Consider the following 19,011-nt stretch of genomic DNA (forward strand, 5'->3'; position numbering starts at 1 on the left):
TGGGGAGACCTACGGCAGGTTGCGGCCCGGCGGCAGCGCCGTCGGGGACGATACAGGGGCCGCGACCGGCGCCGTCGTAACGGTGCCAGCCGGCGCATCGGAGGTCACCGGCGCGTTCGGCGCGGTACCGGGCACGGTCTGCACCGGCGCCGGCGTACCCACGGACTGGCTGCCCGAATCCGGATTCTGCGAGCTGGCGGTGGCGTCCAGGCGGGCGCGCTCGGCCTCGCTGACGTAGTCGAATGCCTTGACCACCTTCTGCACGCCGCTGGCGTTACGGGCCACGTCGGTGGCGCGGTCACCCTCGGCGGCAGTGACCACGCCCATCAGGTAGACCACGCTCTTGTCGGTGGTCACCTTGATCGAATTGGCCGGCACGCCATCGGCCGTCACCAGGAAGGTCTTGACCTTGCTGGTCAGGTAGGCGTCGTTGCTACGAGCCATGAAGCCCGGCGTGGAAGCCACTTCGAGTTCGTTGATCACCTCGCGCGCATTCGGCAGGCTCTTCACGTACTGCTCCACCTGCTGCTTGGTATTGGCGTTGTTGGCCTCGCCCACCAGCAGCACCTTGCGGTTGAACACGGCGGCGTCCACGCGGGCCTGGCCGCTGTACTTGGCGTCCAGCGTGTTGTCGATCTCGAGCTGCAGGCCACGGTCGATGGCCTGGGTGCCGGTGGGACGGCGGTCCGTGGCCATGACCACGCCCGTGCCGACCGCGCCGGCCAGCACCGGGAAGCAGCCGGCGAGTTGCGTGGCCGACACCAGCAGTGCGGCCACGGTGATGGCCGTGCGCGCCACGCGCGCCGGAGTGGTCTTCTGGGTCATTGCGGTGGTTGCGGTCGTTACGTTAGTCATGCGGTCCTTGGCTGGATACGGAATGATGCGGAAATATGACGAAACCGGCGCGGCGCTGTGGATGACTCTGTGGATGACGCCGCAATTCCTGTGAATATCTTGGGCAAATCCTGTGGATAACGCGGGATAACCTCCCCGCTCCCTATCCGCCAGGCCCTATGCCTCGCCCAGCAGCGCCTCGTCGATCCCGTCGCAAAGGCAATGCAGCGTCAGCAGGTGCACTTCCTGGATGCGCGGGGTGCGGTCGCTCGGCACGCACAGGTGGATGTCGAACTCGTCCAGCAGCGTGGCGATCTTGCCGCCGCCCTTGCCGGTCAGCGCCACCACGCTCATGTCGCGCTGGCGCGCCGCCTGGATGGCCGCGATCACATTCGCCGAATTGCCGGAGGTGGAGAGCGCCAGCAGGATATCGCCGGGCTGGCCCAGCGCCTCCACCTGCTTGGAGAACACCACCGTGAAATCGTAGTCGTTGCCGATGGCGGTCAGGATGGAGCTGTCCGTGGTCAGGGCAATCGCCGCCAGCCCGGGCCGCTCCCGCTCGAAGCGGCCGATCAGTTCGGCGGCGAAGTGCTGGGCGTCGGCGGCCGACCCGCCATTGCCGCAGACGAGGATCTTGTTCCCACTGGTCAGCGCGGCCACCATGCGCTCCACCGCCGCGTCGATATGCGGCGCCATCAGCGTGGCGGCCTGCCGCTTGGTGTCCGCGCTGTCCAGGAAATGCTGTTCGATACTTTCAATACTCATGGCTCTTTGACTTCTGCCCAATCCCGCGCATTATGACGCAGCCCAAGACGCGCCATCGTCACTCCCGGTGTTTTGATCGAATGCGTTCGGCAGCCAGGCCAGGTGCCCCGGCTCCAGCGCCACCACGTCGAAGCGGCACGGCGGCGTGTGGTCCAGCGTGCCAAGGTAGTGTTCGGCCGCCCGCAGCACGCGGCGCTGCTTGGCCGGCGTGACGCTGGCCGCCGCACCGCCGAAGGCACGCCCGCTGCGCTGCCTGACCTCGACGAACGCCAGCGTGCCATCGGCGGCGCGCATCACGAGGTCGATCTCGCCGCCTTTGCAGCGATAATTGCGCACCACCAGCGCCAGCCCCTGCCTGAGCAGATAGGCCAGCGCGCGATCCTCGGCCGCCGCGCCGCGCGCGGTCGTGGTGGTTTTGAATGAGCGAATCAACGGAAGTTCTCAAGCATGAGTGACTGGACCTCGCTGGCCGCCGGCCAGACCTACCCGCCCGGCACGCTGTACGTGGTGGCCACGCCCATCGGCAACGTGGCCGACCTGTCCCTGCGTGCGCTGCATGTGCTCGGGCTGGCCGACGCCATCGCCTGCGAAGACACCCGCAACACCGGCCAACTGCTCTCGCGCGTGGGCCTGCAGCGGCCGCTGGTGGCCGTGCACGAGCACAACGAGCGCGAAGCGGCGGTGAAGATCGTCGCCCGGCTGGCCGCCGGGGAGCGCATTGCCTATGTGTCCGATGCGGGCACGCCCGGCATCTCCGACCCTGGCGCCCGGCTGGTGGAAGCGGTGCGGGCGGCCGGCCTGCGCGTGGTGCCGCTGCCCGGGCCGAGCGCCGCCGTGACCGCGCTGTCCGTGGCCGGCGACATGCTCGAAGCCGGCGAAGGCCGCTTCACGTTCATCGGCTTCCTGCCCGGCAAACCCAAGGCCCGCGCTGACGCCATTGCGCAACTGGCCGCCCTGGACCACGCCTGGGTGGTCTACGAGGCGCCGCACCGCATCGCCGACACGCTGGCGGCACTGGCCGCCGCCCTGCCCGGCACGCGCCGGCTGCTGGTGGGCCGCGAGCTGACCAAGCTGTTCGAGGAGACGCCGGTGCTGACCGTGGCCGAGGCGCCGGCGTGGCTGGCCGCCGAGGCATCGCGCGGCAAGGGGGAGTTCGTGCTGGTGGTGGAAGGCGCGGGGCGCGCCGAAGATGCCGATGCCGATGCGCCCGATGCCGAGGCCCAGCGCGTGCTGAAGTTGCTGGTGGCCGAGCTGCCGGCCAAGCGCGCCGCCAAGCTGGCGGCGGCGATCACCGGTGCGAAGACCGATGCGCTCTACCGGCTGGCGCTGGCGCAACGCGCCGCCGAGACTGACGCGGGTGACGACAGCGACAGCGAGGAATGAGAAAAGTCTGAAAGGGAGAGGGGGGAGCGGGCTGGCGGTGGAACGGGAGTCGATCACGCCAGGCCGCATCAGGGTGCCTACCGGGGCTTGCGCTTGGTGGTCGTCTTGACCGTCCGCGCTTTGGCCTTGGACTTGGCCGGGACCAGCGTGTTGGCGGTCTCGGGCAGGTCGTCGGCGCCGCTGCCGTCACCGGCTTCGTTGCCGCCCGCCTCAAGCTGCGGACCCAGCGCCGCGACTTCCGTGCGCGACAGCCGGCGGATTTCCACCTGCGTGGCGCCACGTTCGACGAAACTCAGCCGCTTGGCCGCCGCATAGGACAGATCGAGCACCCGCCCGCCGTGGTAAGGGCCGCGGTCATTGATCCGCACCACTGCCACCTTGTCGTTGCGCAGATTGCGCACCAGTACCCAGCTATCGAGCGGAAGCGACGGGTGCGCGGCAGTCATCGCGCGCATGTCGAAGCGTTCGCCATTGGCGGTCTTGCGGCCATGGAAGCCCTTGCCGTACCAGGACGCCGTACCGCGCTGCTCGAAAGTGCCCAGATCCGGGCGCAGGCCGTCCAGCGACGATTGCGACGGCGCGTTGTCATCCTTGCCCCAGCCAAACAAATCCCAGTTGCCCCGCTCATCGGGGCGAGCGCCGGACTTGTCGAGCTTCGCCTTGGCGGCGCGCGTGGGCACCGCGCCATTGGCGTCGGCGTTTTGTTGGGAGTCGCTCTCCGGCGGCGTCGCGCAGGCGGCCATCACCAACGCCGATACGAGGATCGCGCAGCGACGCAGCAAGCGGTTAGTTTCCGGTTTGGCGGGGGTCGCGCGTTGCGTCGCGCGTGCGAGGCCAAACCCCGGACGAGATACGGGCAAATTGAACATGGGCGCAGTCTAACATCGGTGTCCGAGCGCTACATCCTTGATTTTGTTACGAAATTTAATCAAGTGGCTTTGAAGATCGGCACGAATCCCCGCAATCCAAAGCCTGACAAGGGATTGCGCCGAATATGACAAGCGCATTTATGAGTGTCTTAAAATTCACTTTCAGAATCGTCTCAACCCGTCTGACACCCGTTTGAGACGGGGGGCCATGGGGCGACGTTACAATGACCGCCTCGGCCAGACCGTGCCGTGGCGCACACGACAAAGCGCCCGCATCGACCCATGAAAGTCCTCCTGATTCCCGTCACCCCGTTCCAACAAAACTGCTCGCTGTGGATCGACGAGACCACCGGCCGTGCCGCCGTGTGCGACCCCGGCGGCGACCTCGACCGCATCCTGGCCGCCGTCACGGAGCAAGGCGTGACGCTGGAAAAGATCTTCCTGACGCACGGTCACGTCGACCATTGCGCCGGCGCAGCGGCGCTTTCGCGCCAGCTCGACATCCCGATCGAGGGGCCGCACGAGGCCGAGCGGTTCTGGATCGATCAACTGCCCGACCAGACGCGCCGCTTCGGCTTCGGCCATGCGGAGGCGTTCGAGCCGGATCGCTGGCTGGACAACGGCGACACCGTGACGTTCGGCGGCGAGACGCTCGAGGTCTACCACTGCCCCGGCCACACACCGGGCCACGTGGTGTTCTTCTCGCGCGCCAACCAGTTGGCGATCGTCGGCGATGTGCTGTTCGCGGGCTCAATCGGCCGGACCGATTTCCCGCGCGGCAACCACGCCGACCTGATCCGCTCGATCCGCACGCGGCTGTGGCCGCTGGGCGAGGACGTGACCTTCGTGCCCGGGCACGGCCCGGTGTCTACCTTCGGCGAGGAACGCCGCAACAACCCCTACGTGGCCGATCACCTGATCGACGCGGCCTGAAATCACCCCGATGGCGAAGAAGCAGGCACCCGATACCCGTCCCGAGATCTACGTCAGCACCGACGTGGAGGCCGACGGCCCGATCCCGGGCCCGCATTCGATGCTCTCGTTCGCCTCGGCGGCGATGCTGGCCGACAAGACCGTGCTCGGCACCTTCTCCGCCAACCTCGAAACCCTGCCCGGCGCCGCCGGCCATCCGGTGCAGATGCAGTGGTGGAAGACCCAGCCTGAGGCCTGGGCGGCGTGCCGGCGCGACCTCGAACGCCCCGAGGATGTGATGCCGCGCTACGTGGAATGGGTGGAAAGCCTGCCGGGCAAGCCGGTGTTCATCGCCTTTCCGGCCGGTTTCGATTTCACCTGGGTGTTCTGGTACATGATGCGGTACGCCGGCCGCTCGCCCTTCGGCTGGGCGGCGCTGGACATCAAGACGCTCGGCTTCGCGCTGACCGGGCGGCCGTACCGGAAGTCGGTCAAGCCGGCCTTCCCGGCCCACTGGCACGACCCATTGCCACACACCCACATCGCCCTGGACGACGCCCTCGAGCAGGGCGCCCTGTTCTGCAACATGCTGGCCGAGCTGCGCGCGCGGGAAGCGACGCTGGCGACGGTCGCTTCGGCAAATTCTGCTGCTGGCGCGGATTCCAACGATAGCGATAGCTCACATCCAACCGTCGAACGCTGAACTGGGTACGCCCCGGCGGTCGCAGGAAACGGCGCGTTTCCCGTGGCGTTTGCCTATAGTAGAAGTGGCTGTTGAAGCGGCTACCGACGCCCGAGGAGGTGTGCCATGCGATTCCATCCCGATCTCCATTTCAAGGACCTGAGCGGCAGACTGCACTGGCCACACCGCACCCACGCGCGCACTTCCGCCATCACCCGGATGCATTCTCCGAGCGAGGATGCGGAAATCGCCAAGGCTACGGTCTATGTCAGCACGGTCACGCTGGTGACGCTGCTGGTGGTGCTCGCCGCCATCGCTTTCGGTCAGGAGGCCCTGCACTGGCTGGGTGTTTGATTACGACGACTCGCCTGACGCGGATCGCCTGTCTGACCGGCCGGCCTCCCCTTGCGGGAGGCCGGTTCTATTTCGGGCCCCGAATTGGTGCAGCCGGTCAGTCCAGCAGGGCCGACACGGCTTCGGGCGGGCGGCCGATGGCGGCCTGGCGGTTGCGGACCACCACCGGGCGTTGCAGCAGGATCGGGTTGTCGGCTACGGCGGCCAGCAGTTCGCCGTCGGTCAGGCCGGGGTCGGCCAGATCGAGCTCCTTGTAGACATCCTCGTTGCTGCGCAGCATCTCGCGCACCGGCAGGCCCAGCATCGTATGGAGCTGGCGCAGCGTGGCCAGCGTGGGCGGCTGCTTCAGGTACTCCACCACCTCAACCGGCTCGCCCAGACGCTGCGCCGCCGACTCGACCAGCGCGAGCGTCTCGCGCGACTTCGAGCAACGGGGGTTGTGGTAGATCGTGATCATGGTGGCGGTCTCCGGATAAATATCACCGCACTATATACAAGCGCCTGCGCGCGCGACGCGGTAAGGTACGGAATGTGCTTCGCACAAGATTTCCCTGACTGGTCTGACTGCCTCCGAAACACCGTGTCCGAATCATCCGCCCCCCGCAAGCCCTTCCACCTCCGCGATGCCACGCCCGACGACGTGCCGGCCATCCATGCCATCTACGCCCATCATGTCGAGCACGGGCGCGCCTCGTTCGAGGAAGTGATCCCGTCCGTGGACGACATGCGCCTGCGGTATGGCGAGGTACTCAAGAAGCACCTGCCGTACATCGTCGCCGAGCGGGATGGCGAGGTGCTGGGCTACGCCTACGCGTCGTCCTACCGCGCGCGCAGCGCCTACCGCTTCGCTATCGAGGATTCGATCTATATCGGTCATCGCCATACCGGCGAGGGCCTGGGCCGCGCGCTGCTGGCCGAACTGATTGCCCGCTGCGAGGCCGGGCCGTGGCGCCAGATGGTGGCTGTGGTGGCCATCACCGCCAGCGGCGAGGGTGCCGGGTCCGTGGCCGTGCACGAGCGGCTGGGCTTCCGGACGGTGGGCCGGCTCGAATCGGTCGGACTCAAGCACGGCCAGTGGATCGACACGGTGCTGATGCAGCGCCCGCTGGGGGTGGGCGACGCCTCGGTGCCCGGCTGATCAGGCGGCAGCCACCGCCAACCCCGGCAGCGTGGCATCGGCCCAGGTCTGCAGGTGCTCCAGCCCGTGGGCGATGTACTCCGGACCTCGGGCGGTGTTGTCCATGCGCAGCACTTCCACACTGGTGAGGCCGATCGTGCCGAGCAYGTACTTCAGGTAAGGCGTCAGGAAGTCCTGCTGGCTGCCGGGGCCCTCGCGGACCGGGCCGCCGCAGGCCACCACGGCCAGCACGGGCCGGTCGCGCAGCAGTCCGATCTTGCCCTGCCGCGAGCTGCGGAAGGTGCGCTCGGGCCGCACGACGAGGTCGATCCAGGTCTTCAGCGTGGCCGGCACCGTGAAGTTGTGCATCGGCGTGGCCAGCAGCACCATGTCGGCCGCCTCGAGTTCCGCGATCAGCGTCTCGGACAGCGCGAGCGCCGGCGGCACCTCCCCTTCCTTCAGCAGCCCGGCCGCGCCGGCCATGTTGGCTTCCGTGAACGCCGCGCCGATGGGTGGCAGCGGGTCGGCGGCGAGGTCCCGTTCGAGCACGGTCAGCGGCGCGTGTTGCGCGGCCAGCTTCTGGCGAATCCAGTCGGCCGCGCGGCGGCTGTGCGACGTCTCGCCCCGGGGGCTGACGTTCAGGTGGAGCAATGTCGTCATGTCTCAGTCCAATTGATATTTGAAGCGCAGCGTCTGGGCCAGCAGACCGTTACGGTAATAGAAACGATGGCCCAGCACGTTGGTGAGTGGCGTATCCAGCACCAGCAGGCGGGCATTGAGCGCGCGGGACTCTTCCTTGAGCCAGTCCATCAGCATCCGGCCGTACCCGGCGCTGCGTATGTTGGCGTCGGTAACCAGGTCGTCCACATACAGGAAATCGCCGTAGACGAGATTCTCCTGCATCCGGTACCCGGCCAGCGCCACGAGCTGGCCGTCATCCCACAGGCCGACCAGGCGGTAGCCCACGTCGGCCTGCCGCCGCCAGCGCGCCACGAGTTCATCGGCATCGGCCAGATGCGGCCGGAGCTGGTGCATCAGCGGGAAACAGGCCGCCACTTCGCCGCCGGTGTCGATGCGACGAATCTGAATCAGGTCGATTTCTTTGACGACGGTGCTCATGCGCGGCTCCCGGTGGCGGGCGTGGCGGCCGGCGGCGGGAAGTGCAGCCCCACGGCGATGCGGTTCCACGCGTTGATGGCGGCAATGGCGGTGGCCAGGAACACGCGTTCCTCCTTCGTGAAGACCGCCTTGACCTGCGCCTGCGCGGCGTCCAGCGCGGCGTGGTCGGTCATGCGGACGAGCGCTTCGGCCAAGGCCAGGGCCGCCTGCTCGCGCACGGTGTAGATGCCGGCGTCGCGCCATCCGGCCAGCAGATCGAACTTGCGCGGGTCGATGTCGAGCTTGCGCGCGATGTTCAGATGGAATTGCAGGCAGAACGCGCAGCCGTTGAGCTGGGAGACCCGCAGCTTCACCAGTTCGGTCAGCGCCTTGTCCAGGCCGGACGCGTCCACCGCGCGTCCCACGCCGCCCAGTGCGGCGTAGACATCGGGGGCTGTCGCCGTAAATTGTTGGAAATCCATCGTCATGTCGTGCTCCTTGGTCCGGTTGGCCCGGTCGGTCGGTTGAGGTAAGATGTAAGAGTTCGAACATGATATAAGAGCTTTGACATTATGGCTAAGACCACAGCGCAGGTAGGGGCATCAGCGGCGGAGGCGTCACGCCTTCCGGCGCCCGGCGAAGGCAAGCGCGGCGAGAGCGGCTATCTGGCCTACCTGCTGCGGCAGGCCAGCGCCGCCAACCGGCTGCGCATGGAACGCGCGCTCGACGACCTCGGCGTGACCGTGCCGCAGTTCTTCGTGCTGACGATGCTAGGCGCCTACCCGGGCATCTCGGGCGCGGACGTGGCGCGGCTGGCGCTGCTGACGCCGCAGACCGTGAGCGTGATCATGAACAACCTGGAAAAGGTGGGCGCCATCGCCCGCACGCCGCATCCGGTGCACGGGCGCATCCAGACCATCGCCCTGACCGAGGCCGGCCGCACCTTGCTGGCGGGCTGCAAGGCGCGTGCGACAAAGGTCGACGAGGATCTGCGCGCTGGGCTGACGTCCGAGGAAGAACAGGTGGTGCGGCGCTGGCTGGTCAGCCTGGCATCGCCCGAAGAGGGCCTGACCGCCTAGCCGGGCCATGAAAAAAGCCCGCGAGACGGAAGTCGCGCGGGCCGCAAGTCACAACAAAGGGTTCTTTACAGGCGCTCAGACCATCGGAATCAGGCCATCAGGTCCGAGAGCGCCAGCGCCACCACCTTGGTCGCGCGGTTCAGGTCGTTCAGGCGCAGGTTCTCGTCCGAGTTGTGGCCGCGCGCCTCCATCAGCGTGCGCGGGCCGGCGCCGTACAGCACCGTGGGAATGCCGTGGCTGGTGTAGTGGCGGGCGTCGGTGTAGAGCGGCACGCCCTGCACCGGGATCTCCACGCCGAACACGGCCTCGGCACGGCTCTTGAGCGCGCCGATCAGCTTCTCCACGCCGGGCAGCTCGGACAGCGGCTCGGCCAGGATGATGCGTTCCACCTTGACCTCGATACCCGGGCGGTCCTTGGCGGCACGCTCCACCACGGCGCGCAGTTCGCCTTCGGCATCGAAGCCGATCTCTTCCGGAATCATGCGGCGGTCCACGCGGAAGGTGACCAGGTCCGGCACCACGTTGGTGTTGATGCCGCCCTTGATCAGGCCGACGTTCAGCGTGGCCGTGTCGATGCCCGGCACCTTGCTCTTGCGCGTGGCCAGCTCCGCGCGCAGGCCGTAGATCGCCTGCAGGATGTGGGTGGCGGCCTCGATGGCGTCCACGCCGGTGTGCGGCATCGCCGCGTGGCCCTGCTTGCCCTTGACGGTCACTTCCACGTGCAGGCAGCCGTTGTGGGCCGAGGTGATGCCGTACGAGAAGCCGGCCGAAATCGCGTAGTCAGGCTTGGTCAGCCCTTCGTCGAGCAGGAACTTCGGGCCGATGTCGCCGCCGGTTTCCTCGTCGTACGTGAACTGGAGTTCCACCGTGCCGTTGAGCTTGGCGCCCTGCTTCTCGGCTTCCTGAAGCGCCAGCACCGCATAGGCGTAGGTGGCGAAGTCCGACTTGGACACCGCCACGCCACGGCCATACATCACCGGGCCGTGCTCGCTGTCGGCAATCTCGCCGCCGTACGGGTCCTTGGTCCAGCCCAGGCCCGGGGGCACCACATCGCCGTGGGCGTTCATGGCGATGGTCGGGCCGCCCTTGCCGAAGGTCTTGCGCACCAGCAGGTTGGTGGCGCTGATCATGCCCGCCGCGCGGACCTTGTCCTCGGGCACCTTGTGCGCTTCCACCTGGAAACCCAGCCCCTCGAGCAGCGTCCTGGCGCGCTTGCCGTGGGCGTCGCAGTCGCCAGGCGGGTTGTCGGACGGCACCTTGACCAGCTCGGCCAGGAAGGCCTCCTGCTGCGGACGCAGCGCGTCGATGGTCTGCGTGAGCGTGGTCTCGATGGGGTTCATGTTGTCTCGTGCGGTCATGTTCTGGCTCTGGATTCGGATTTGTTCGATAAATGGCTTGGGCGCGCTGCGTGGTACCGCCGGGGCTTACTGCTGCCGCTGGAAGTGCTCGACAAAATCGGCGAACACCCGCGCGGCGGTCTGCGCGTCTTCGGGGGTCATGGTCTCGGTGGGGTGATGGCTGATGCCGCCGTTGCCGCAGCGCACGAACAGCATCGCCACATCGGCAATCGCGGAAATCGCCATGGCGTCGTGGCCGGCGCCCGAAGGCAGGTGCCGCACCGGCACGCCCTGCCGTTCGACGGCGGCGGCCCATTGCGATTGCAGCCACGGCGCGCACGGCACGCTCTTGGCTTCGTGGGTCTTGCGCACCTGCACGCGCACGTTGCGGCGCGCGCCGATGCGTTCGATCTCGGCCAGCACGTCGTTGACGGCGGCCTCGCGCTCGGCGTCCTGCCCGGCGCGGATGTCGATGGAGAACACGGCGCGGCCCGGCACCACGTTGGTCGCGCCATTGGGCACGTTGAACTGGCCGACCGTGCCGACCAGGCCCGGCTTGCCGCTGCAACGCTTCTCTATATAGAGGCCGATCTCCGCGCCGGCCATCGCGGCGTCGCGGCGCATGTCCATCGGCACGGTGCCGGCGTGGCCGGCCAGCCCTTCCAGTTCGACGATAAAGCGCGTGGCGCCCGAGATGGCGGTGACCACGCCCACGGCCAGGCCCTCGTTCAGCAGCACCGGGCCCTGCTCGATATGCACCTCGACGAAGCCCAGCACGCGCTGGCGGTCATGGGCGGCGGCGGGTAGCTCGGCAGCGTCGAAGCCGGCCGCGCGCATTACCTCGCGCATGGTCTTGCCGGAGTCATCGACGTTGTCGAGCACATTGGTGTCGAAGGTGCCGGCAATCGCACGGCTGCCCAGCAGCGTCGCCTTGAAGCGCACGCCCTCCTCCTCGGCAAAGCCGACCACCTCGATGGCGAACGGGAAGCGCTTGCCCTGGCGGTGCCACTCGGCCACGCAGGCAATCGGCAGGATCACGCCGAGGTTGCCGTCATAGCGGCCAGCATCGCGCACAGTGTCGAAGTGGGAGCCGGTGAGCAGCGCGGGAGCGTCGGGCGAGGTGCCTTCGTAGCGGCCGATGACGTTGCCGGCGGCGTCGCGGCGCACGGTCATGCCGGCTTCGCGCATCCATTCGGCTAGTTGTGCGGCGGCGCCGTGGTGGGCGTCGGTCAGGTAGGTGCGGGTCAGCAGCCCGGGCTGCTCGGTGTGGACGGCCAGGGCGTCGGCCCAGGCCATGATGCGGGCGCCGGCCTCCGGGGCCAAAGTCGTCGGGGTTGCTGCCGGGGTTACTGCCATAGCGGGTCTCCTGCGATCTACATGTAGCCCGGCGCTGAGGGTCCTGGCGGGGGCGCCAGTCCGGGCGGGCGCCCGGTGCCGAAGCTCTATTCTCTGCGATTCATGTTAGCACAGTGAATTCAAAAATTGCATACAAAAATGATATGCACTATATTGGCCTGCACGCACCGACAATCCCGCCCGGACAATCGTTTATCGACAATCCTGTCGAGCCCGGCCGAGGGTGGCGTGGCGTTCCCAAACCCAGATCAGGGCAGGCCATTCCGGACCCGCCCGGCACGGAGACAACGATGCAGCAATCCCTTCCCGCGCAGCGCCCCCCTCGCCTGCATGCCCGCAGTTTTAGCCGCTTGACTCGCTCGCTATTCGGCCAGGTATTGATCGCCCTGGTGCTCGGCACCCTGCTCGGGCTCTGCTTTCCCGAGTTCGCCGCCAAGCTCAAGCCCCTTGGCGATGCCTTCATCAAGCTGATCAAGATGCTGATCGGCCCCATCGTGTTCTGCGTGGTCGTGGCCGGTATCTGCGGCGCCGGCGAGCTGAAGAAGGTGGGCCGGGTCGGCATCAAGGCGGTGATCTACTTCGAGATCGTCACGACCATCGCGCTGGCGCTGGGCATCGTGCTGGCCTACGTGTTCCAACCCGGCACGGGCATGAACGTGAACCCGCGCACGCTCGATATCTCGGCCATGGCCGCCTATATCGACAACGCCGAGAAGGTGAAAAGCGCCGGCACGGTCGATTTCCTGCTCAAGCTGATCCCGAACACGGTGATGGGCGCCTTCACCAACGGCGACGTGCTCCAGGTGCTGCTGGTCTCCGTGCTGTTCGGCTGCGCGCTGTCGCTGGTGGGCGAGCCGGGCAAGCCGCTGGTGCGCCTGATCGACACCTTTTCCCACACGCTGTTCAAGATGATGGGCTTCATCATCAAGCTGGCCCCGCTGGGCGTGCTCGGCGCGGTGGCGTTCACGGTGGGCAAGTACGGCATCGGCTCGCTCAAGCAGCTCGGCTTCCTGGTGATCCTGTTCTACGGCGCGGTGACGATCTTCGTGCTCGTGGTGCTCGGCACCATCATGCGGATCTGCGGGTTCTCGGTAATCAAGCTGATCCGCTATCTGAAGGCTGAACTGCTGGTGGTGCTGGGTACGGCGTCCTCGGACAGCGTGCTCCCGCAGGTCATGAAGAAGCTCGAATTCATGGGCGTGCGCAAGTCGGTGGTCGGGCTGGTGATTCCTACCGGCTACTCGTTCAACCTCGATGCGTTCTCGATCTACCTGACGCTCGCGGCGGTCTTCATCGCCCAAGCCACGAATACGCCGCTTGCGCTGGGCGACCTGCTCGGCATTCTGGCCGTGGCGCTGGTCACCTCGAAGGGCGCGCACGGCATTCCGGGCTCGGCCATCGTGATCCTGGCGGCGACGCTGTCGGCGCATCCGGCGATTCCCGCCATCGGCCTGGTGCTGGTGCTGTCCGTCGACTGGTTCATCGGCATCGCGCGCGCCGTGGGCAACCTGATCGGCAACTGCGTGGCGACGGTGGTGGTGGCGGCCTGGGAGAAGGATATCGACCGGGAGCGTGCCCACGCGGTGCTCAACGGCACGATTCCGGCGGGTGATCTCGACGCGGGCCTGGAGGCGCTGGGCGACAGCCTCGGCGCGGACACCGGGAAAGTCCCCGTGGGTGCGCCGCTGCCTGGCACGGTCGCGGGGCGCTAGAATCACGCATTCCCAATCCCGCACCGCGCCGGTCCGCCCCCAGAGGCGAGAGGCGCGACACCATGCCCGAGCACATCGATCCAGACATGACCGCCGAGGCGATTGCCGACGACATCGTCGCCGCCATCGTCTCGCACCGCCTGCCCCCCGGCACCAAGCTGCGGGAGGAGGCGCTGGCCAGCGTCTATCGCGTCAGCCGCACCAAGGTGCGGGCCGCGCTGCTGATGCTGTCCAAGGACAAGGTCATCCAGATCGTGCCGGACAAGGGCGCCTTCGTCGCCAAGCCGAGTGCCGAGGAGGCGCGTGAAGTCTTCGCGGTGCGCCGCATCCTGGAGGCCGCGCTGGCGCGCGAGTTCGTGGCGAAGGCCACAGCGGCGGACTACAAGCGCATCGACAAGCATCTGGCCGCCGAGCGCAAGTCCCTGGGCGGCAACGACGCGCAGGTGCGCACCCGGCTGCTGGGCGACTTCCACATCGTGCTGGCGGAGGTGGTTGGCAACAACGTGCTGACCGAGATCATGCGCGAGCTGTCCATGCGCAGCGCGGTCATCACCATGCTGTACCAGAGCCGGCGCGATGCCACGTGTTCCTCCGACGAGCATCGCGAGTTCATCGACGCCGCGCGCGCGGGCGATGCGGATCGGGCAGTCACGCTGATGGTCGATCACCTCGCGCATGTGGAGGCGGCGTTGCACTTCGAGGAAGTTCCGGGCGCGTCGCGCGGCAAGGATCTGGTGACGGCGTTGCTGGCCTGATCACTGCATCGTCAGGGAATGCCTGGCGCTTGACGGCGATCAAGTCCAAAACGCGGCGGGAGGCGCATCATTCCTCTCGCCATGAAGTTGCGGGGGCGCACTTCATGAGCTCTCCCCGCCCTTCGCAAGAAGGGCTGCCCGCAGACCGCAACGGCTGCGGGCTTTTTCGTTTACGGCCCTGTTTTACGCTTCGGCGCGCCCGGTCCAGTAGCCGGGCTTTGCGAACGCCGTCTTCAGGTGTTCGATGAAGAAGCGGATCTTGGCCGGCACCGGCCGCTGCTGCGGATACACCGCGAGGATGTCGTAGTCCGGCAGCGCGTATTCGTCGAGCACCGTGATCAACTCGCCGCTCTCCAGCTGCGGCAGGATCTCCCAGGTGGAGCGCCAGCCCAGTCCCAGACTCTCGCCGGTCCAGCGGTGCAGCAATTCCCCGTCGTTGCAATCGAGGTTGCCACGCGCGCGCACCGTCACCGTCTTGCCGTTCTGCTGGAAATACCAGCCGCGCTGCTGCCCGCCTTGCAGGTTGAAGGCCAGGCAGTTATGCCGCTCCAGATCCTCGAGCGTGTGCGGCACCCCATGCTTGGCGAAGTAGGCCGGCGTGCCGCAGACCACCCGCTTGTTCGTCGCGAGCTTGATCGCCACGAAATTCGGGTCGATGGCGCCGCCGATGCGGATGCCGACGTCGTAGCCCTCGCGCACGAGATCCACCACGCGGTCCGTCAGGTTGAACGAAATCTGCACTTCGGGATTGGCACGCAGAAACGCCGGCGCGTGCGGCGCCACATGCTTGCGGCCGAACGCGGCCGGGGCGGACACGATCAGGTGGCCGGTGGCCTTGTGCTTGCCTTCGGCAATCAGCATCTCGGCGCGGTCCAGGTCGGACAGCGCCTTCTTGCACTGCTCCATGAACGCCGCGCCCTGCTCCGTCACGACGATGCGGCGTGTGGAGCGGTGCAGCAGCTTCACGCCGATGCGCGCCTCGAGCGCGTTGATGCGGCGGCCGATCATCACCGGCGTCACGTTCTGCGTGAGCGCGGCGGCGGCCATGCTGCCATGTTCCACCACGGCGATGAAGGCTTCGATTTGTTTGAGTTTATCCATATGGGCCAGTCAAGCCGGTTGTCTCCTGCTGGCACATTGTGAGGCATTCGCAGCCCCGGCGGGTCAGCTGGGGCGGCTGCGCAACAGCGCGTCGCTGATCTCGGCGGCCTCGCCCAGCACGTGGGCCAGCCGCCGCAGCGGCGCGCAGCACTGCAACTGGGCGAACAGGGCGAACGCCGCGCCGGCCACCAGCACGGCGCCGTACACGGCCACCAGCGCGGGCCCCTTGTCGGGCGCCGCCACGACCAGCCCATCGGCCAGCACGGCCGCCGCTGGGCCGAGCGCCAGCACCAGCGCTACCGTGCGGGCGGCGCCTTCCCAGAGCCGCGCCTGCAGCACGATGCGCCGCTGGCGCGCGCGCAACTGGAGCGCGGGAACACGCCCGAGCCGAAGCACCAGCGCGTCCTCGGCATCGCTCTCCACATCCACCCGGCGCGACAGCCAGCGCAGCGGATGCCGCAGCGCATCGCGCCGCACCAGCAGGCGCACCAGCCACGCGCCCACGTAGAACACGCCGCACACCGCCAGCAGCCCGTGGAACACCTGCGGCAGCCACACGGGCGGCGCCTGGCCGAGGATCTCGTGCCACCAGACCAGCCCGCCCCCGGCCACCAGCGCCGGCACCAGCGCGAGCACGAAGCCGGCCCAGAGCACGCCCGCGAGCCGGCTGTCCGGCGCGCGCTCGGTGGGTCCGGCCTGGAGCGCTTCGATCAATTCATAGGTGGACGGCAGCCGCGTGTACATGGCAAGGCGATGGCGAGAACAGAGCCCGCTATTTTGGCTGGGGCGGCCTGCTACCGAAAGCCCGAATTGCACCCAATCCACCCCAAATCGACCCAACCCCCACGCTTGTGGGGGACGCGGATTCCGCACTGCAACGTATTGAATTCGTCACTTCATAGCGGCGCCGGCGAGGTCATTGCATACCCCAGGTATCGAATCAACTGATCGCCCTTCTGTTTATCCGCGCCCCGCTGCGGGCATAGGATCGACGCCAGCGGACATTTCACCCATTTCAATTCGATCCCTGGAGACAGACATGCCGAAGATGAGAGCAGTTGACGCGGCCATCGCCGTGCTGGAGAAGGAAGGCATCACCACCGCGTTCGGCGTGCCCGGCGCCGCGATCAACCCGTTCTACTCGGCCATGCGCAAGGCCGGTTCGATCAAGCACCTGCTGGCCCGCCACGTGGAAGGCGCCTCGCATATGGCCGAGGGCTATACGCGTGCCGAGCCGGGCAATATCGGCCTGTGCGTGGGCACCTCGGGCCCCGCCGGCACGGACATGATCACGGGCCTGTACTCGGCCTGGGCGGATTCCATCCCCATCCTCTGCGTGACCGGCCAGGCGCCGCGCGCCCGGCTGTACAAGGAAGATTTCCAGGCCGTCGATATCGAATCGATCGCCAAGCCGGTGACCAAGTGGGCCGTGACCGTGCGCGAGCCGGCGCTGGTGCCGCAGGTGTTCCAGCAGGCGTTCCACCTGATGCGCTCGGGCCGCCCGGGTCCGGTGCTGATCGACCTGCCGTTCGACGTGCAAGTGGCCGAGATCGAATTCGACCCGGAGACCTACCAGCCGCTCCAGCCGTACAAGCCGGCCGCCTCGCGCGCGCAGATCGAAAAGGCCATCGCCATGCTCAACGCGGCCGAGCGCCCGCTGATCGTCTGCGGCGGCGGCGTGATCAACGCCGATGCGGCCGACCTGATGGTGCAGTTCGCCGAACTGGTCAACGTGCCGGTGGTGCCGACGCTGATGGGCTGGGGCGTGCTCGCCGACGACCATCCGCTCCAGGCCGGCATGGTCGGCCTGCAGACCTCGCACCGCTACGGCAATGCCACGCTGCTGGCGTCCGACTTCGTGATGGGCATCGGCAACCGCTGGGCCAACCGCCACACGGGGAGCGTCGATGTCTATACGAAGGGTCGGAAATTCGTTCACGTCGATATCGAACCGACGCAGATCGGCCGCGTGTTCGGCCCGGACCTCGGCATCGTCTCGGACGCCAAGGCCGCGCTGGAGCTGTTCGTGGAAGTGGCGCGCGAGATGAAGATGGCCGGCCGCCTGCCGTGCCGCAAGGCCTGGGTGGCCGATGTGCAGAAGCGCCGCCGCACCATGAAGCGCAAGAGCGACTTCGACAACGTGCCCATCAAGCCGCAACGCGTGTACCGCGAGATGAACCAGTACTTCCCGCGCGACGTGCGCTACGTCAGCACCATCGGCCTGTCGCAGATCGCCGCTGCGCAGTTCCTGTCGGTGAACCAGCCGCGCCACTGGATCAACTGCGGTCAGGCCGGCCCGCTCGGCTGGACGATCCCCGCCGCCATCGGCGTGAAGACCGCCTCGCCGGAATCGGACGTGGTGGCCATCTCGGGCGACTACGACTTCCAGTTCATGATCGAGGAACTGGCCGTSGCCGCGCAGTTCAAGGTGCCGTACATCCACCTCGTGGTGAACAACTCCTACCTCGGCCTGATCCGTCAGGCGCAGCGCAACTTCGAGATGGATTACTGCGTGCAGCTGGCGTTCGACAACGTCAACGCGCCGGAGCTGGACGGCTATGGCGTGGATCACGTCAAGGTGGTGGAAGGGCTCGGCTGCAAGGCGATCCGCGTGCACAAGCCCGAGGACATCGCGCCGGCCTTCGCCGAGGCGCGTGACCTGATGGCCGAGTTCTCGGTGCCGGTGGTGGTGGAAGTGATCCTGGAGCGCGTGACCAATATCGCGATGGGTACCGAGATCGACAACATCAACGAGTTCGAGCCGATCGAGGACATCGAGGACGCCGACGAGGCCATCCTGTCCGAAGAAGTGGCCACCGCCTGACCGGGAGAGAGACACACATGCCAAAGCTCGCCGCCAACCTGACCATGCTGTTCAACGAAGTGGCCTTCCTGGACCGCTTCGAGGCCGCCGCCCGCGCCGGATTCCGGGGCGTGGAGTTCCTGTTCCCGTACGCGTTCCATGCGGACCAGATTGCCGACCGGCTGAGCCGGTTCCAGCTGGACCTCGTGCTGCACAACCTGCCCGCCGGCAACTGGGAGGCCGGCGAGCGTGGCATCGCCTGCCACCCGGACCGCGTGGGCGAGTTCCAGGAAGGCGTGGGCGAGGCGATCAAGTACGCGAAGGTGCTCGGCGTGCGCCAGCTGAACTGCCTGGTCGGCAAGCTGCCGCAGGACGTCAAGCGCGAGCAGGCCAACGAGACGCTGGTGGAGAACCTGCGCTTCGCGGCTGCCGCGCTGGCGAAGGAGCAGATCGACCTGTTGATCGAGCCGATCAACACCTTCGACATCCCCGGCTTCTTCCTCTCGCGCACCCAGCAGGCGGTGGACCTGATCGGTCAAGTCAATGCGACGAATCTGTATGTGCAGTACGACATCTATCACATGCAGCGCATGGAGGGCGAGATCGCCGCGACGCTCAAGGCCAACCTGCCGAAGATCCGCCACGTGCAGCTGGCGGACAACCCGGGCCGCAACGAGCCGGGCACGGGCGAGTTGAATTACCCGTTCCTGTTCGGCTACCTGGACGAGATTGGCTACACCGGCTGGATCGGCTGCGAGTACAAGCCGAAGACCACCACCGAGGCCGGCCTGGGYTGGCGCGCCGCGATGGGCGTGCAGTAAGCCGCGCGCCCCGCAGACATTCAAGAATTTTTC

General features: G+C 67.3%; 22 protein-coding genes. 10 read left to right on the forward strand and 12 right to left on the reverse strand.

Going from position 1 to position 19,011, the window contains the following annotated elements:
• Nucleotides 1–9: 9 nt before the first annotated feature.
• The 3 genes from AC1DEL_RS19945 to AC1DEL_RS19955 form a co-directional block, all read right to left on the reverse strand.
• Nucleotides 10–825, reverse strand: a complete 816-nt coding sequence (locus AC1DEL_RS19945; protein ID WP_255370963.1) for a BON domain-containing protein — start codon at nt 823–825, stop codon at nt 10–12.
• Nucleotides 826–1,011: 186 nt separating this feature from the next.
• The gene (locus AC1DEL_RS19950) at nt 1,012–1,599 is read right to left on the reverse strand and encodes a phosphoheptose isomerase (RefSeq protein ID WP_092300167.1); all 588 of its coding nucleotides are present in this window, start codon (nt 1,597–1,599) and stop codon (nt 1,012–1,014) included.
• 30 nt (nt 1,600–1,629) lie between these two features.
• Entirely contained in the window at nt 1,630–2,031 is a 402-nt protein-coding gene (locus AC1DEL_RS19955; RefSeq protein ID WP_092300170.1) for a YraN family protein, read from the reverse strand.
• A 15-nt stretch (nt 2,032–2,046) separates the two neighbouring features.
• On the opposite strand from AC1DEL_RS19955, the gene rsmI reads away from it, so the two are divergent.
• A complete protein-coding gene (gene rsmI, locus AC1DEL_RS19960; protein ID WP_092300173.1) occupies nt 2,047–2,982 on the forward strand; it encodes a 16S rRNA (cytidine(1402)-2'-O)-methyltransferase in 936 nt (311 codons plus the stop codon).
• A 77-nt stretch (nt 2,983–3,059) separates the two neighbouring features.
• On the opposite strand, the gene AC1DEL_RS19965 is transcribed toward rsmI, so the two are convergent.
• On the reverse strand, nt 3,060–3,725 hold the full coding sequence (locus tag AC1DEL_RS19965; protein WP_454757482.1) for a septal ring lytic transglycosylase RlpA family protein: 666 nt from the start codon (nt 3,723–3,725) through the stop codon (nt 3,060–3,062).
• Between the two features lie 408 nt (nt 3,726–4,133).
• Here AC1DEL_RS19965 and AC1DEL_RS19970 point away from each other — a divergent pair, with 408 nt between their 5' ends.
• The 3 genes from AC1DEL_RS19970 (at nt 4,134) to AC1DEL_RS19980 (ending at nt 5,799) form a co-directional block, all read left to right on the forward strand.
• Nucleotides 4,134–4,784 (forward strand): MBL fold metallo-hydrolase, encoded by a 651-nt coding sequence (locus AC1DEL_RS19970; RefSeq protein ID WP_477113452.1) that lies wholly within the window; start codon nt 4,134–4,136, stop codon nt 4,782–4,784.
• 10 nt (nt 4,785–4,794) lie between these two features.
• On the forward strand, nt 4,795–5,466 hold the full coding sequence (locus AC1DEL_RS19975) for a 3'-5' exonuclease family protein (RefSeq protein ID WP_441593533.1): 672 nt from the start codon (nt 4,795–4,797) through the stop codon (nt 5,464–5,466).
• A gap of 105 nt (nt 5,467–5,571) precedes the next feature.
• Nucleotides 5,572–5,799 (forward strand): hypothetical protein, encoded by a 228-nt coding sequence (locus AC1DEL_RS19980; RefSeq protein WP_092300182.1) that lies wholly within the window; start codon nt 5,572–5,574, stop codon nt 5,797–5,799.
• 97 nt (nt 5,800–5,896) lie between these two features.
• Here AC1DEL_RS19980 and arsC read toward each other — a convergent pair whose 3' ends face one another.
• Complete coding sequence (gene arsC / locus AC1DEL_RS19985; RefSeq protein ID WP_441593532.1) at nt 5,897–6,256, reverse strand: arsenate reductase (glutaredoxin); 360 nt, start codon at nt 6,254–6,256, stop codon at nt 5,897–5,899.
• A 123-nt stretch (nt 6,257–6,379) separates the two neighbouring features.
• On the opposite strand from arsC, the gene AC1DEL_RS19990 reads away from it, so the two are divergent.
• Entirely contained in the window at nt 6,380–6,937 is a 558-nt protein-coding gene (locus AC1DEL_RS19990; protein ID WP_255370964.1) for a GNAT family N-acetyltransferase, read from the forward strand.
• On the opposite strand, the gene AC1DEL_RS19995 is transcribed toward AC1DEL_RS19990, so the two are convergent.
• Genes AC1DEL_RS19995 through AC1DEL_RS20005 form a run of 3 tightly spaced genes read right to left on the reverse strand, consistent with a single transcriptional unit; the run spans nt 6,938 to nt 8,496 of the window.
• On the reverse strand, nt 6,938–7,576 hold the full coding sequence (locus AC1DEL_RS19995) for an FMN-dependent NADH-azoreductase (protein WP_477159162.1): 639 nt from the start codon (nt 7,574–7,576) through the stop codon (nt 6,938–6,940).
• Between the two features lie 3 nt (nt 7,577–7,579).
• Complete coding sequence (locus tag AC1DEL_RS20000) at nt 7,580–8,035, reverse strand: GNAT family N-acetyltransferase (protein ID WP_092300193.1); 456 nt, start codon at nt 8,033–8,035, stop codon at nt 7,580–7,582.
• Entirely contained in the window at nt 8,032–8,496 is a 465-nt protein-coding gene (locus tag AC1DEL_RS20005; RefSeq protein ID WP_092300416.1) for a carboxymuconolactone decarboxylase family protein, read from the reverse strand. Before AC1DEL_RS20005 ends, AC1DEL_RS20000 begins: the two co-directional genes overlap by 4 nt.
• A gap of 90 nt (nt 8,497–8,586) precedes the next feature.
• Here AC1DEL_RS20005 and AC1DEL_RS20010 point away from each other — a divergent pair, with 90 nt between their 5' ends.
• A complete protein-coding gene (locus tag AC1DEL_RS20010; RefSeq protein ID WP_092300196.1) occupies nt 8,587–9,093 on the forward strand; it encodes a MarR family winged helix-turn-helix transcriptional regulator in 507 nt (168 codons plus the stop codon).
• An 89-nt stretch (nt 9,094–9,182) separates the two neighbouring features.
• Here AC1DEL_RS20010 and AC1DEL_RS20015 read toward each other — a convergent pair whose 3' ends face one another.
• Nucleotides 9,183–10,433, reverse strand: a complete 1,251-nt coding sequence (locus tag AC1DEL_RS20015; protein ID WP_477105938.1) for a M20/M25/M40 family metallo-hydrolase — start codon at nt 10,431–10,433, stop codon at nt 9,183–9,185.
• A gap of 84 nt (nt 10,434–10,517) precedes the next feature.
• Nucleotides 10,518–11,786 carry an allantoate amidohydrolase gene (locus tag AC1DEL_RS20020; protein WP_092300202.1) on the reverse strand — a complete coding sequence of 423 codons (1,269 nt, stop codon included), beginning with the start codon at nt 11,784–11,786 and terminating at the stop codon, nt 10,518–10,520.
• A gap of 290 nt (nt 11,787–12,076) precedes the next feature.
• Here AC1DEL_RS20020 and AC1DEL_RS20025 point away from each other — a divergent pair, with 290 nt between their 5' ends.
• Both AC1DEL_RS20025 and AC1DEL_RS20030 read left to right on the forward strand, forming a co-directional pair.
• Complete coding sequence (locus AC1DEL_RS20025) at nt 12,077–13,498, forward strand: C4-dicarboxylate transporter DctA (RefSeq protein WP_477105914.1); 1,422 nt, start codon at nt 12,077–12,079, stop codon at nt 13,496–13,498.
• Nucleotides 13,499–13,560: 62 nt separating this feature from the next.
• Entirely contained in the window at nt 13,561–14,253 is a 693-nt protein-coding gene (locus AC1DEL_RS20030; RefSeq protein ID WP_477126162.1) for a GntR family transcriptional regulator, read from the forward strand.
• A gap of 183 nt (nt 14,254–14,436) precedes the next feature.
• On the opposite strand, the gene AC1DEL_RS20035 is transcribed toward AC1DEL_RS20030, so the two are convergent.
• Together AC1DEL_RS20035 and AC1DEL_RS20040 are read right to left on the reverse strand one after the other, a co-directional pair.
• Nucleotides 14,437–15,354 (reverse strand): LysR family transcriptional regulator, encoded by a 918-nt coding sequence (locus AC1DEL_RS20035; RefSeq protein WP_092300210.1) that lies wholly within the window; start codon nt 15,352–15,354, stop codon nt 14,437–14,439.
• Between the two features lie 63 nt (nt 15,355–15,417).
• A complete protein-coding gene (locus tag AC1DEL_RS20040; RefSeq protein WP_092300213.1) occupies nt 15,418–16,098 on the reverse strand; it encodes a hypothetical protein in 681 nt (226 codons plus the stop codon).
• Nucleotides 16,099–16,393: 295 nt separating this feature from the next.
• On the opposite strand from AC1DEL_RS20040, the gene gcl reads away from it, so the two are divergent.
• Both gcl and hyi read left to right on the forward strand, forming a co-directional pair.
• Nucleotides 16,394–18,178 carry a glyoxylate carboligase gene (gcl, locus tag AC1DEL_RS20045; RefSeq protein ID WP_092300216.1) on the forward strand — a complete coding sequence of 595 codons (1,785 nt, stop codon included), beginning with the start codon at nt 16,394–16,396 and terminating at the stop codon, nt 18,176–18,178.
• Nucleotides 18,179–18,195: 17 nt separating this feature from the next.
• Entirely contained in the window at nt 18,196–18,978 is a 783-nt protein-coding gene (hyi, locus tag AC1DEL_RS20050) for a hydroxypyruvate isomerase (RefSeq protein ID WP_092300220.1), read from the forward strand.
• The last annotated feature ends 33 nt before the right edge of the window (nt 18,979–19,011 follow it).

The sequence above is a fragment of the Cupriavidus sp. 10L43_2 genome (assembly GCF_056395265.1).